Source organism: Pseudazoarcus sp. NS20, from assembly GCF_059703745.1.
Window position 1 is genome coordinate 1053986 of the sequence record NZ_BAAKIY010000001.1, and the last position, 13342, is coordinate 1067327.

Here is a 13342-nt window from a genome sequence, read left to right on the forward strand (position 1 = left end):
TCCGGAGAGGCGGGTGGGGCGAAGAGGGCCATTATCCGGGTTTTCGTGGCTCCGCCTGCGCCTCCCTGAAAACCGCCGTGCCTGCTGGCCTGCGTTTGCGGCCCGGATAAGCGGAAAGGATTGCGCCGGATGATCCAGCGAAGCCCGAGTGCTTCGCTGCGAAATCGGACGAATATCGAGTGGCGCAGAGTGGTTTGGTCATGCGCCTTGGATGCGGCGAAATGCGCATTGCTTGCTGCGCTCAGCGCGGGTTATAACCCTCACACATAACGCAACCGCGTAACGCATCAATCCCCGGCCTCGCCAGCGGAATCGGATGGAGCGCTTATGACCGCACAAGGAGATTGCGCCGTGAAATGCCCAGACAAAGCCTCCCCGCTGCGCCACCCGCTGATTCTGTCGGCCGCGATTGCCGTCTGCATCTGGGGGGCAGACAGCACCCGAGCACTTCATGCGCAATCCGTGACCTTCACGGGTGACGTCACCCCACCACCGCCTCCTGGTGCCGACTGGGTCGTGGGTGGCGATCTTGTCGTGGGAGATGGAGCTCCCGGAACCTTGCTGATCGACGCTGGTGGAAGCGTCAGTGGCACCGTAGATGCCTACGTCGGCAACTTCGACAGCGGCACGGTGACCGTCCAGGGGGCGGACGGTGCAGGCAATGCGTCCACCTGGACGATAGACGGTGAGACCTATATCGGCGTCGAGACGGGTAGCACTGGCCGGCTGGACATCCTCAATGGCGGCGTGGTGAATAGCTCGGACAGCGTTGCTGTCGGCCGAGAGGACGGCAGCACCGGCAACGTCACGGTCTCGGGGGCTGGCTCCTTGTGGAACGCCAGATCGGTCACGAATCCCAGCCCGGGTTTTCAGGTCGGTTCCGGTGGCGTGGGCACGCTGGATATCAACGATGGTGGCGTGGTGCGCAGCGGGCAAGGGTTGATAGGTTTCAGTGCCGGTAGCGATGGCCGTGTCACCGTCAACGGCCCTGGGTCGAGCTGGGCTCCGCTCGACAACATCTATGTCGGTTTCGGGGGCACGGGCCTGCTGCAGGTCGAGGACGGTGCCGCAGTCAGTACCGAACAGGGCGGTGGTGGCGCCGCAACCGTCTACATCGGCTATGGCGCAGGCAGTGACGGCGCGGTCACCGTATCGAGCACCACCGGCGACGTCTCGACCTTGAGCATGACCGATGACTTGCGGGTGGGCGTCCAGGGCAGCGGAACGCTCTTCATCGAAAACGGCGCGCTGGTGCAGGTGAGCGACAACGTGCATATCGCCGACACCGCCACCGCCACCGGCACGCTCCATCTCAATGGCAGCGCCGCTGGTCGCGGTGTACTCGAAACCAGGGCGGTGATCGCCGAGCTGGGCACGGCCAACCTCGATCTCAATGGCGGCATTCTGCGCGCCAACCGCAACGAGGGCGACTTCCTGAGAAACTTCACGGCGGGGCTGGCCGTGGGCGCGGAGGGCGCCTGGATCGACAGCGACGGCTACAACATCGGCGTCAGCACGGCCTTCTCCGGCAACTCCACCTTCAACAAGCTGGGCTTGGGCACGCTGACCCTCACCGGCAACAGCGCCGCCTTCACCGGTGACGCTCTGGCGCAGGCAGGCACCCTGCAGGTGGACGGCACCCTGGGCGGCACCATGGACGTGCTGGCAGGCGCGCGCCTTACCGGCATCGGCCAGGTCGGTGTCACCACCAACCGCGGGGTGATCGCACCGGGGCAGCCGGGCAGCCTGGGCACACTGACCATTGCCGGGGATTACACCCCAGCCGGCGGCACCATCGAAATCCGCACCGCGCTGGGTGACGACAGCTCATCAACCGACCGCCTGGTCATCACCGGCGCCACCTCCGGCTCCACCGCCGTTTCGGTCACCAACTTTGGTGGTGCCGGCGCACAGACCACCGAGGGCATCAAGATCATCGAAGTCGGCGGGGCGTCCAACGGCACCTTCACCCTGGCCAGCACCACCACCTACCAAGGTGACCCCGCGGTGGTGGCCGGCGCGTATGCCTATCGCCTGTATCAGGGGGGCACCTCCACCCCGCTGGATGGTGATTGGTACCTGCGTTCGGTGCTGCAGAACACCGGCACGCAGCTTTATCAACCCGGCGTGCCCAGCTACGAGGCGTATCCGCAGATACTGCTCGGGCTCAACACCGTGCCCACCCTGTACCAACGTGTGGGCAACCGTCTATGGGCGGACGACGGCAGCCACTTCGCCACCCCGAACGGGTTCTGGATGCGGGTGGAAGGCGGGCACAATCGCGCCGACCCCAAGCACTCCACCTCCGGCACCACCTACCGCTACGACACCACCAAAACCCAGGCCGGCATCGATGCACTGCTGTCGCAGAGCGCCCACGGCAACCTGGTTGGCGGCGTCTCGGCGCATTACGTCGAGGGCGATGCCGACACCCGTTGGCAACACGGCGTGGATGACTACGGCTCCGGCGATATCTCCACCACCGGCTACGGCCTGGGTGCCACCCTGACCTGGTATGGCGACAACGGCTTCTATGTGGATGGCACGGCGCAGGCAACTTGGTACGACAGTGATCTCTCCGCCCAGCCGCTGGGCCGCCTCGCCAGCGACAACAACGCCTTCGGCCACGCCATCTCGCTGGAAAGCGGCAAACGCGTAGCCCTGATCGGCGGTTGGGCCGTCACACCGCAGGCTCAATTGACCTATTCGAAGGTGCGCTTCGATGCCTTCCGCGACGTATCCGACGCCTCGGTTCGGCCGGGCCGTGACGACAGCCTTGAGGCCCGCCTCGGCATCAGCCTCGAGCGCCAGCTCGACGGCACCCGTCTCTACACCGTCGCCAACCTGTACAACGAATTCCGAAACGGCACATCCGTGCGCGTGGCGGACGAAGTGTTCCTCAGCCGTAACGACCGCATCCGCGCTGGCGTCGGCTTTGGCGCCTCACACGATTGGGGCGGCGGCAAGTACTCCGTGTATGGAGAAGGCAACTTCACCACCAGCCTTGCGAATAGTGAGGCTTACGGTTACGGCGCGACGGTGGGGGTTCGGGTGAAGTGGTGAAGGTGCCACCACCTTCACCCCAACGCTCAGAACTTAGTCTGAAGTGCTCCGCCTGCGGTGGCGGGGTGCGAAATCAACGACTCTGATTCTATTGATTACGAGCGCGCCGAAAAGAAATCCCCTATCGATTTAATCAAGAACTTCGCAGAAACGTAACTACCGTAGAGGTGGAGGTCGTCGCACTTCGCATTGTCGCCAAGATCGACAACTGTCTTTGCACAAATGCACGGCGGTTTGTGAGGCGATAGTTCCGTCGCACGATGTATTGCGAATACTTCCATGTCTAGGGCGCCGACGCGCCTGTGATGGGAATCAATCTGCTCCATGTGTGCTTTGTCCGCAATAACAGCGGACCCGCTCGTAAAAACAGCGGTAGCAGGACAGTGTCTTTCTTTGGGCCGAACTCCTTGAAAGTCAGCCTCTAGCGACTCCAAAAGTCCAGGCTGTGCAGTAAGGGCCCGCAGCGATGTGAGAAGCTGATGGTCGGTCGGTACTTGGTAAGGTTCAAGTTTGAATCCGTCGGAGGCCCACTTTCCAGACTGATACTCATAAGCCATGCTGGATACAAGCAGCTGGCCAAGATGCGCACGGCCGTTAAATCCACCGCAAATACCACTCATGCCGACGACTGACGGTCGATACCGGTCTATGCATAGACTGGCTGTAATCGCCGCGTTAACTAGCCCCATCTGTGGCAATAGAGCGACACTTCCATGTCTTCCACCGATAGAAATATCGCAGAACTCAATTCCACTCCGACAGACTATTTTCCCCTCCGATAGCAGCATGTAGGGATCGCGTTCCTTTTGAAGAGCGCAAAAAACTAGAAAGTCAAAACGTACCGATCTGCTCGCCTTGCGTAGCAAATGGTCAAGCGATGACTTCCAGTTCTGAGTTTTCGAAAAGTCGGCAAGAATGCAACCGTGGGATTCATAAATCTCCCTCAACGCAGGAAAGTCGTCGGGGTAAGAGCTAATTGCGATCATTTGGGCGTCGTGCTTTCCTGCCTTTACTATCGACTCGATGATCGCCCGACCGTTCATCGTGGGGGGGGCGTCATCGAAGTTGGGAAGCTTAAAGTCAATAACAAAAATATCGATTTCAGAGCTGAGCTGAGCGGTAAAGTCAGTCATATTGCGGGCTACAATTACGTCTTCTTGCCGAATTCCTTTCGCGCAGACGTGATCAACGATGGCTCGAATTTTTGTCGGACAATCTTCGATCAACATTATGGTCATCGACTTGCCCTCAAGATCGAGGTTATACGCTGTAAGGTTGCTTTGGACTTATACTGATAGAGGACAGCGCCGATAATTTCTTGTTGGTACTTTTCTTTAAGAACGTGAGGTGCGTTTTTTAGTTTTACCTTCAAGCTGCCAATATTAAAATCAGGGTATTGAGTGACAATCAAAATTTTTGCATGTTTATCTGCTTTTTTTAGAGCTCGAAGCACTTCAATTCCGCCTTGCGCTTGATCGTGGCCTTTGTTCTTGTCCGTTGCACTCTCCCCAAATGTGGCAAGTGCCATATCAAGAATTATCAAATCATATTCCCGCTGTATGACGGCTAGTACGGCGTCGCTAACCCCGTCGACGACTTCAGGCGCGGGTCCGAATGCATCCCGAACGCACTGTTCTATTTCAATACGTTTGTGCGATTCGTCTTCAACTAACAAGATTTTCATGGATTTCTCGTTGCGCTTGGCGAATCGGTTGCCAGTTCTGCTCTCATTGAAAATCCTAATGTGAGAGTGCGCAACTCGTCATTCGCTTGGCAGCTGATTGTGCTGTAGCCCTCGCTTTGTCTAGTAATAAACTTGACCTTCTTTATGCCTGTGTAGCCTTCAGTAACCATGTCAATTCCTCCTTCGGTCTGCAGGATTGCATCCTCAATGCGAAGCTTGCAGCCAGGGTAGTTTGTTTCATCAACAGTGGACGTAACCGTTACATGGACGTTTTCTAAGACCGCGTCTGGCAGGGGGTCTATCGCCGAGCCAAGAACTGTTATTGGGGTGTCGTGTTTGCCGTGCTTATGTGCGTTTGTAAGCAAAACGGCGAGGCAGTCATAAAGTCGATGTACGCTAATTCCAGTATGCCGAGTGTCTAAAGATTCGCCTTCGAATTGAACGGAGTTTTGCCTGTTCAAGTCCAGTAGAATAATTTCGCAAAGCTCTCGTATGGACGCGGATACGAATCCCGTCTGCGGCACTTGAAACCAGTCAGCTACTTTCCGAAAAACCTCGTTGACGGCGTCATGTAATTCCGATTTGAGTTGAGCCTCAGCGGCGCCGTGTTGGCTGGAGAAATATCTGTCAATTGAAAAGTTGGCTTCTTGCAGAAGTTTAGTGCGTATAAAGCGCGCGGCGTTCTCAAGTTGCGGCGTGATTTGCTTCCAGCAGAAAGCAATAACTAGATCATTGAGAAGCTCGCTGCCCCCTGTCGTGCGAAGTGCATTGAAAACGAAACGAATATTGTCTTGAGTAATCGGATCGCTCAAATTCAAGGTTGAATTAAAAAGCGAGTTAGGTGTTTTAAACTGAAGGTGTTCGCGCCTGAGTTTGTCGATGATCGTCTTGTATGTCGTCATCCAGGTATCAATAGTGCGGCGCATGTTGCCACTTGTCACGACCACTCCGTGCTCGGGCTTTCGGAAGACTGCATCAACTGTGTCGGTAGTGACTCCGTCGAGTGTGTTGTGCCGAATCCTACGGCCCAAGTACGACTCAATTCCAAATTCAGCATTGAGACAAAACTGCTCGAAAGCATCCTTGACGATCTGTCCAAGTAGATGCTCCCCTTGACCTACTAGCCGAATAAACAGAATTTGGCTGTCATCGCCTGCTTGGCTTTCCAGTGACGAGATTCGAGCTTCTATTCTCGGGTAAAGAGAGCGGTACTGCTCAGTAGCGACAGTTGGGTTCCCGTCTAGCCATCGCTTCATCGATACGCTGTCCACGTACATTCGACTGCTATCAAAATACTGCTGCAGTTTTGATAATTTTGAGCGGGTGTTGATCGCTTCTGCTTCGACGATGTACTCGATTCTATTTAATTTTCGGCCTATAGCCAATAGGATGTCTCTCCGAACTTGAGATGCTTCGGATGCATTTCGTATAAGGGTGTACAGTTTTTCGAGAGTAGGCTCGTCTAGTGATTGAACTAGATATGCAGCTATTTGTGGCGAGTCGTTCAGAAGGTCTTCGATGAAGGCAACAATTGAGCCGTTATAGGTTGTCCGAACGTGCGTGATAAAGTCCGCGCGGAACTCGAAGTCTACATCGGGATCAACCGATTTCTTTCGAAATAGAGCGAGGGCTAGGACAGCTGCAAGGCTCCTGGTTTCTGGCGGAGCTGTCGTATAAATTAGGCGAATTTCACGTTCTGAAAGTAGTTGTTCTAAGCTGGTCGTGTTCTCGAAAATATACCGAATATCAGAATCGGTGAGGTACAGCAGGTTGGGCTCGTAAGAGACGTATCGAAGGAATAGATGGGTTCGGTAAAATAAATCTATTTTTAACGGAATTTTCTCGTCCGTAGGTGCGCCGTCTGGGGCTGTTAAAAGAGCCTTGGTTTCAACTGAAGAAGTAAAGGTTTCCTTGTGTTCATCCCCGGCGACTTCCGCTAGCAGTCTCCTGCCGATGACGCGATCAATTTTGCTTCGATATGCTGCAAGGCGACCGCATTCTAGAAAGGCAGATGCTAGGCGGTACGTGCGGAGTGAGTCGCCGTCGTCACGGTTCTGAGATCGATAGTGCTCCGTGATAAGGTTGCGTTGAGATATAGAGGAGGCGTTCTCGATTGTTTCCCTTAAGGCTGTATATAAATTACTTTCTAATCTATTTTCGATTTCATGGTTTATTTGAGGGAATTCATCCGGTAAATTAAGTACTGTTATTAGTACGTATAAGGTGTCTAGTAGGGAGGATTCGGTGGCACGCAAAAGTAAGCGCGGAAAATCGTCATCGTCGAGCGGTGTGGGTACGAGGTTGCTCAGCGAGATGGCCCGCCGGAAGTCTCCGTGAACGCGCGCTACAAGACCGCTTGTTCTCCGCTGTGCTACATAGAATAGAGATACCCTAGAACTAATATTTTCTAGCGCACTGAAATGCAATCCGGCGTTTTGTCTGTGACACATTTCGTCTTCAATCTGAGAAATTGTGTCTATCATTGAGTCTGTGAGGTGTTGGCTTTCTCGGAGATACGCAAGTTTGTAAGAGAGGTAGTTTGATGCGCCGGTTAGTTTTGCTAGCCGAAGCAAAGTTTCAATTGTTTCTGCAGGGTCTGTAAGGTCAATCGTTGAGAGATGCCGCATCTCTGGGATAAGAGTTAGTGCGGTTTCGGCCATTGAATTTATATAGCCAACTGTGTAGCAAAGCTCATTTCTCCAGTTCAGCGGAGATATAGAAGAGATCATCGTGTAGATGTCATTGCTCGTGGGCCGCGCTGCGCCCCTTGCTGAGTTTAAAAGGCCGTTTGGGCCTCTTAGTAATGCTCCAATGATCGTGCTGTCATGTAGGCAGTTGCCTTGTCGAATAATATCTGCATCTTTTTTTGAGAACAGAGTTTTGGTGCAGTAGCCCCGTATTTGATTTCTCTTTTTGATGTTTCGAATTGATCCGACTAATTTGTAGAAGTCACTAGTACGATGGGCCTTTTGGTCGGGGTGAATAAATGTCACTGATGAAGTCCTTTATTGGAAAGTCTTATGTGGCTTCAGTCGTGCTGGATACGTGTCTATATGAAGCCGTTTTTCGGTTGTAACCGGATATCAAGTCACCCTTGAGGTTCAGTCTAGTAAGACCAAATTGCCTCACAGCAACTTCAACCACCCCACGGTCTCTTTCCCATTTCGATCTGGCGGAAACACCGGATAAAAAACCTTCACGATCTTCCAGCCTTCAATCACCAGCGTCAGCCGCTTGTACAACTCCACGCCTTCGACCTCAAACGTCGGCAATCCCAACGCCGCTTTCAGCTTCAACCCCTCATCCGACAGCAACTGAAACGGCAGATGCAGCCGCTCACGGGCTTCCTGCTGGTAGTCGGTGCTTTGCGTGCTGAGGCCGAACACGCCGGTGTTGAGTGCCTGGAGTTCGGCGTAGTGGTCGCGGAAGCTGCAGGACTGCGGGGTGCAGCCGCGGGCGCCGGGGATTTCGTTCCAGCCGTCCGGCAGCTTGCGGTCGGGGCGGCCCGTCATGGGGTAGATGTAGATCACGTGCCGGCCGGGGAGGCGGGCGAGGTTCACCTGTGTGCCATCGGTGGCGGGCAGGGTGAGGTCGGGCATGGCCATGCCGGTGAGGTGCGCGGCGGCGCCGTCGTCTAGCGGCACGGGCAGGTCGTCGGGCAGGGTGGTGAGGCCGCTGGTCATGGCGCGCTCCGCATAGTGAGTGCTGAACTTTAGCGCAGCTTTCCGAATGCGTCAGGCATGCGAATGCTTGCCAGTGACATTTTTGGCGTTATGGCGGGTGGTTGAGGTGCAGTTGCAGGTGCTTGAATTGAGGCGGGGTGTGGTGGGTGGGGCGGTAGACATGACGAGGCCGGATTTCGCGTGCGAGACGAAATCCGGCCTCGGGGTGCTGCGGGTCAGAGAGGGGGCTGACCCGCGGCGGGCGGCTTACAGCGTGCGGACGAGTTTGTCGCTGTTGCTCTCGAGCACGCGGACGGCCTCGTGGGTTTGGTCGGCGTTCACCGGGTGAACGATGACGGCCCACTGGCCTTCTTTCAGGCCCTGGCGCACCACGCTGACGACGTGGCCGTGGTCGGGGCGCATCGACAGCGCACCGCCTACCAGCAGGCCGAACACCAAGCCGAAGCCTGCGAACGACACCAAGCTGAGGAACAGCGAGCTCACCACGGCCTGGTTGCCGGCAACGATGAAGATGCCCAGCAGCACCAGACCCGCGAAGATGCCTGCCAAGCCGGCGGCCAGGTGCGACTTGATCAGGGTGTGCATGATGCCTTGGGTTTCAGGCTCGATGGCGCGACTGATGCCGGTGTTGTAGGTAGGCACCGTGTCGGCCGGGCCGACCACGCGAACTTGCGCCGGGCTGAGCGGCGAGTTCTCGACCAGGTTCTGCGCGGCAATGCGCGCTGCTTCGTTGGAGTTGTAAAGGCCGGCGACTTTGGTCACCGAGCGTTCGCCGAAAATCACGTGCTTGAGATTGAACATGATGGTCCCCCGTTCAGTGTCTGACAGATAGGGCCGGCGGACATGCAGTGTGCGCCGCGTGTGTAACGTGCCCTTGGAATCGGGCCGGTGTGCATCGGGCGCTCCGCCATGGGTACACCTTGGGCGCCGAAACCGCTCGGGGCAAGGCTGGTGGCCGGTCTAACCGTTACGTAGTGTGTTTGTGATACGCCGCTTTCACATGGCGCGGGCCGTGGCGATTGTCAGTGCTGGCAAGGGGTGGGGCGGATTTAGGCGGTAGGGACGGATGGTTTTTTGGATACGTGCTCGGGTCGGGCGGGGCGCTGTCATGGGCGTTTTGAAACGAGCTGGGGTTGCGTATTCCCAAGTGAAGCGCTCAGCAGTCTGTCATTGCGAGGAGCGGAAGCGACGCGGCAATCTCGCAGCGTGTGCGGGTTGCATAGTCAGCGGATTGCCGCGCTGCGCTCGCAATGATGGGGAATTGGGGTGGGTGCCAATTTGGGGAAAGGGTACGGGCTCGTCGGCTTGGTTGTGGTGGGGCTGCTCATGTGTCGGCATTGCTCCCGCCCTAGTGACGCGCCCAAAAGTCTGTCATTGCGAGGAGCGCAAGCGACGCGGCAATCTCGCAGCGTGTGCGGGTTGCATAGTCAATGGATTGCCGCGCTGCGCTCGAAATGACGTGGAAGTGGGGTGGGTACTTCTATTGCGCCGCGGCGTATTCGCGGGACAGCGCCAGCAGGTGGTCGAGGGTGCGGCGGGCGAGGGGTTTGAGTTGGCCGCGGGGGGTGAGCTCGATGGTGTAGGTGCCGGCGTCGAGGCGGCCGGGGTGGGCGGGTTGCAGCAGGCCGGCTTCGACGTAGGCGCGGGCGGCGAGGGAGCCGACCAGCACGGGGCCTTCGCCGGCCAGGCAGGCTTCGACGGCGCTCACGGGGTCGTCAAACGTGGCGGCGTAGTGGTGGTCGGGCACTTGGCCGAACACGGCCTGCATCCAGTTGGGCCAGTTGGCGGACGTGTGGCGCACCAGCGGGCGGCGGCTGAGTTCGTCCAGCGTGAGGTCGCCGCTGCGCTGTTCGCTGGCGCACACGAAGGCGCCGACGGTGCCACGGTGCAGAAGGTGGGTGCTGCGGTCGGGCGGGGCGGCGCCGAAGTCGATGAGCAGGTCGACATCCGGGTTGGGCGCCACGCCGGGCACGCGGCTGGTGCTGAGTTCGAAGCGCAGGCCGGGCACGCCCAGGCGGGCGCGCAGCAACGGCAGCAGCGGGGTGATCCAGGTGGTGCCGAAGACGGGCGGCACGTCGAGGTGAACACGCTCCTGGCTGGTGGCGCGCAGTGCGGCGGTGCTGTCGCGGAAGCTGCCGATCAGGCGCGCCAGTTCCGCATGGCAGGCGAGGCCGGTGGCGGTGGCGGCAATGCCACGCCCGCGCCGCTCGATGAGCGGGGCGCCCAAGGCGCGTTCGATCTGCCGCAGGCGGTGGCTGATGGCCGACGGCGTGACGGAAAGCTCTTCGGCAGCCGCAGCCACGCTGCCGAGCCGGATGGTGGCTTCGACCGCGATGAGTTCGAGCAGGGGCAGTTCGCGTAATAATGAGTGCTTCATAGAGTCAGGCTCTCCGAATGACGAATGTACCTCTTCCGCCCCTGCATGCGTTGGTCGCGTTCGAGGCGCTGGTGCGTCACGGCACGGTGGTCCAGGCGCTGGGCGAGCTGGGCGTATCGCGCGCGGCGCTGGCCAGCTCGATTGCGCTGCTCGAAGAGCGCACCGGCCTGCGCCTGATCGTGCGCCACACGCCGGTGGTGGAGCTCACCGCCGAGGGCATGGCGTATTACCAGGCGGTGTCAGTGTTTGCGCGCGGTGCGGCGGATGCGCTGCACGCGCTGGATTGCGGGCGCGAGACGGAGATCCGCATTGCCGCCAGCCCTGGTGTGGCGCGGCTGTGGCTGGCGCCGCAGTTGCGTCGGCTGCGCGAGGCCTGTCCGGGCGTGAGCTTTTCGTTCGACGTGAGCGAGACGCTGTCGGACCTTGACCGCAACCAGTGCGACATTGCCATTCGCTACTGCTACCGCGACGACGCGGCGCCGGGCGCGCACGAGCTGTGGGCCGAAGAGCTGGTGGTGGTGGCGCCGTCCGCGCGCGCCGCGGCGGTGTCGATGGCCACGCCAGAAGAGTTGCTGAGTGAGTATCCGTTGCTCGAACATCCGTCTTTTTCATGGCAGCGCGTGGTTGAACGCAGTGGTTCGATGCGCCGCATGCGGGAACCCGATTTGCTGTGCCACGACATGTACGCCATCTTGATGGCCTGTGGCCGCGGCGAAGGGCTGGCGTTGCTGCCGCACCGCCTCACCCAGGGCATGCGCACGCGGCTGGGGCTGGCGGTGGCGCACCCGCTGCGCGTGCCGGCCAAGAGCTACATGCTGCTGTTGTCGTCCACCGGGCGCGAACGCGCCGTGGTGCGCGCCTGTGCCGACGTGCTGGTGGGCATGGCCGCCGCCGAGAGTTAAGGCGAACTGAATGCGGCTGGTTATGCTGCCCGCTACCTTTCAACCCCGCAGCCGTGGCCGGCGTATAGCCTGCAGCGTGTTGCCAACGGACCTTCCTCTGCCATGACGGCCTCAATGCTTGCGGCCTTGTTTGCCACCCTGTTTGCGCTGGCCATCGTGCCGAGCACCAGCGTGCTCACGGTGGTGGCGCGCGCGGCCGACGGCGGCATGCAGCACGGGGCGCTGGCGGCGCTGGGTGTGGTGGCGGGTGATGTGGTCTACATCTGCGTGGCCTTGTTCGGCGTGAATGCCCTGTTTGCGCTTTCTGATGTGTGGCTGGACGTGTTGCGGCTGATTGCCACCGGCCTGCTCGGCTGGCTGGCATGGTCGCTGTGGCACGCCGGCACCGTGGCCGAGGTGAAGCCGGGCGGGCCGCGCTCGGCGCGGGCCAGCTTTGCCGCCGGCTTGGGCGTGACGCTGGTGGACTACAAAGTCATCGGCTTTTACCTGGTGTTGCTACCGGCGTTCATCGACATGACGGCGCTTTCGGCAAACGGTGCGGCCGGTGTGTTGCTGGTGGCCGTGGCGGCGGTGTTCTCGGCCAAGTTTGCCTGGGTACTGGCGCTGCGGCCGGCCATGAACTGGCTGCAAGGCGGGCGCACGCGCCTGATCAACCACGCGGCGGCCGTAGTGCTTGCCGTCGTGGCGCTGGGGATGTTGCTCTCGGTGGTGGCGCGGGGCTGAGGCGCCCGCCGGGCAAACTGCCGGCAGGCGCAAGGGAATTACGGCTGTGCTTTACAGGTACACGCCGCCCGAGGCTTCGATGCGCTGCCCGTTCACCCAGCGGTTGCCGTTGGCCAGCAGCGAGGCCACCACGCCGCCGATGTCGTCCGGCAGGCCGACGCGGCCCAGCGCGGTCTCGTTGGCGATGGCTTCATTCACCGCCGGGGTGTCGCGCACCAGACCACCGCCGAAGTCGGTTTCGATGGCGCCCGGTGCCAGCGTATTCACCGTGATGCCGCGCGTGCCAAGCTCTTTGGCCATGTAGCGGGTCATCACCTCCACACCGCCTTTCATCATCGCGTAGGCCGCAAAGCCCGGCATCGAGAAGCGCGCCAGCCCCGACGACACGTTGAGAATGCGCCCGCCGTCGCTCATCAGCGGCAGCAGCGTTTGCGTGAGGAAGAACGGCCCCTTGAGATGCACGCGCATCAGCTCGTCGAACTGCGCCTCGGTGGTGTCGGCAAAGCTCGCGTAGATGCCCATGCCGGCGTTATTCACCAGAAAGTCGAAGTGCTCGCGCTGCCAGTGTTGCTGCAGCGTCTGGTGCAGTTCGAGTGCAAAGCGCCCGAAGCGGGCGCTGTCGCCGGTGTCGAGTTGCAGCACGGCGGCGCGTGCGCCCAGCGCTTCCACCTCGGCGGCGGTGGCCTCGGCCTCGGCGCGGTTGCTGCGGTAGGTGATGATCGAGTGGATGCCGCGGCGGGCAAGGTGCAGCGCCATGTTGCGGCCCAGGCCGCGGCTGCTTCCGGTGATGAGGGCGATGTGCGTCATATGAGTCTCCTGAAGTCATTGAGCGGTGGGCACTGCGGCGAAGCAGAGAAGCTTCGTCCAGCCACGAGGCCAGTGTATTGATGTGGTTTGTGTGGATAAACTG

10 protein-coding genes are annotated in these 13342 nt (G+C 59.4%); 3 read left to right on the forward strand and 7 right to left on the reverse strand.

Annotated features, from left to right (window positions below; genetic code table 11):
- The first annotated feature begins 351 nt into the window (after window positions 1-351).
- Window positions 352-3063 (forward strand): autotransporter family protein, encoded by a 2712-nt coding sequence (locus AC6H0W_RS04825; protein ID WP_497575996.1) that lies wholly within the window; start codon window positions 352-354, stop codon window positions 3061-3063.
- Window positions 3064-3158: 95 nt separating this feature from the next.
- On the opposite strand, the gene AC6H0W_RS04830 is transcribed toward AC6H0W_RS04825, so the two are convergent.
- The 6 genes from AC6H0W_RS04830 to AC6H0W_RS04855 all read right to left on the reverse strand — a co-directional run bounded on the left by AC6H0W_RS04830 (window position 3159) and on the right by AC6H0W_RS04855 (window position 10807).
- Complete coding sequence (locus AC6H0W_RS04830; RefSeq protein ID WP_497575997.1) at window positions 3159-4292, reverse strand: phosphorylase family protein; 1134 nt, start codon at window positions 4290-4292, stop codon at window positions 3159-3161.
- A gap of 5 nt (window positions 4293-4297) precedes the next feature.
- Entirely contained in the window at window positions 4298-4747 is a 450-nt protein-coding gene (locus AC6H0W_RS04835; RefSeq protein WP_497575998.1) for a hypothetical protein, read from the reverse strand.
- On the reverse strand, window positions 4744-7740 hold the full coding sequence (locus tag AC6H0W_RS04840) for a hypothetical protein (protein ID WP_497575999.1): 2997 nt from the start codon (window positions 7738-7740) through the stop codon (window positions 4744-4746). Before AC6H0W_RS04840 ends, AC6H0W_RS04835 begins: the two co-directional genes overlap by 4 nt.
- Before the next feature lie 132 nt (window positions 7741-7872).
- Window positions 7873-8430 carry a peroxiredoxin gene (locus AC6H0W_RS04845; protein WP_497576000.1) on the reverse strand — a complete coding sequence of 186 codons (558 nt, stop codon included), beginning with the start codon at window positions 8428-8430 and terminating at the stop codon, window positions 7873-7875.
- 246 nt (window positions 8431-8676) lie between these two features.
- On the reverse strand, window positions 8677-9231 hold the full coding sequence (locus tag AC6H0W_RS04850) for a hypothetical protein (protein WP_497576001.1): 555 nt from the start codon (window positions 9229-9231) through the stop codon (window positions 8677-8679).
- Between the two features lie 679 nt (window positions 9232-9910).
- Window positions 9911-10807, reverse strand: a complete 897-nt coding sequence (locus AC6H0W_RS04855; protein WP_497576002.1) for a LysR family transcriptional regulator — start codon at window positions 10805-10807, stop codon at window positions 9911-9913.
- Between the two features lie 17 nt (window positions 10808-10824).
- Between AC6H0W_RS04855 and AC6H0W_RS04860 the strand changes: the two genes are divergently transcribed.
- Window positions 10825-11709: a LysR family transcriptional regulator gene (locus tag AC6H0W_RS04860; RefSeq protein ID WP_497576003.1), complete on the forward strand. Its 885-nt coding sequence runs from the start codon at window positions 10825-10827 to the stop codon at window positions 11707-11709.
- A gap of 102 nt (window positions 11710-11811) precedes the next feature.
- Complete coding sequence (locus tag AC6H0W_RS04865) at window positions 11812-12432, forward strand: LysE family translocator (RefSeq protein ID WP_497576004.1); 621 nt, start codon at window positions 11812-11814, stop codon at window positions 12430-12432.
- Window positions 12433-12483: 51 nt separating this feature from the next.
- On the opposite strand, the gene AC6H0W_RS04870 is transcribed toward AC6H0W_RS04865, so the two are convergent.
- Window positions 12484-13239, reverse strand: a complete 756-nt coding sequence (locus tag AC6H0W_RS04870) for an SDR family oxidoreductase (RefSeq protein WP_497576005.1) — start codon at window positions 13237-13239, stop codon at window positions 12484-12486.
- Between the last annotated feature and the right edge of the window lie 103 nt (window positions 13240-13342).

What these genes read in the sequence shown, in the direction of transcription:
- AC6H0W_RS04830 (WP_497575997.1), bottom strand. Translation starts at nt 4,292, where the DNA reads ATGTTGATCGAAGATTGTCCGACAAAAATTCGAGCCATCGTTGATCAC.
- AC6H0W_RS04835 (WP_497575998.1), bottom strand. Translation starts at nt 4,747, where the DNA reads ATGAAAATCTTGTTAGTTGAAGACGAATCGCACAAACGTATTGAAATA.
- AC6H0W_RS04845 (WP_497576000.1), bottom strand. Translation starts at nt 8,430, where the DNA reads ATGACCAGCGGCCTCACCACCCTGCCCGACGACCTGCCCGTGCCGCTA.
- AC6H0W_RS04850 (WP_497576001.1), bottom strand. Translation starts at nt 9,231, where the DNA reads ATGTTCAATCTCAAGCACGTGATTTTCGGCGAACGCTCGGTGACCAAA.
- AC6H0W_RS04855 (WP_497576002.1), bottom strand. Translation starts at nt 10,807, where the DNA reads ATGAAGCACTCATTATTACGCGAACTGCCCCTGCTCGAACTCATCGCG.
- AC6H0W_RS04860 (WP_497576003.1), top strand. Translation starts at nt 10,825, where the DNA reads ATGACGAATGTACCTCTTCCGCCCCTGCATGCGTTGGTCGCGTTCGAG.
- AC6H0W_RS04865 (WP_497576004.1), top strand. Translation starts at nt 11,812, where the DNA reads ATGACGGCCTCAATGCTTGCGGCCTTGTTTGCCACCCTGTTTGCGCTG.
- AC6H0W_RS04870 (WP_497576005.1), bottom strand. Translation starts at nt 13,239, where the DNA reads ATGACGCACATCGCCCTCATCACCGGAAGCAGCCGCGGCCTGGGCCGC.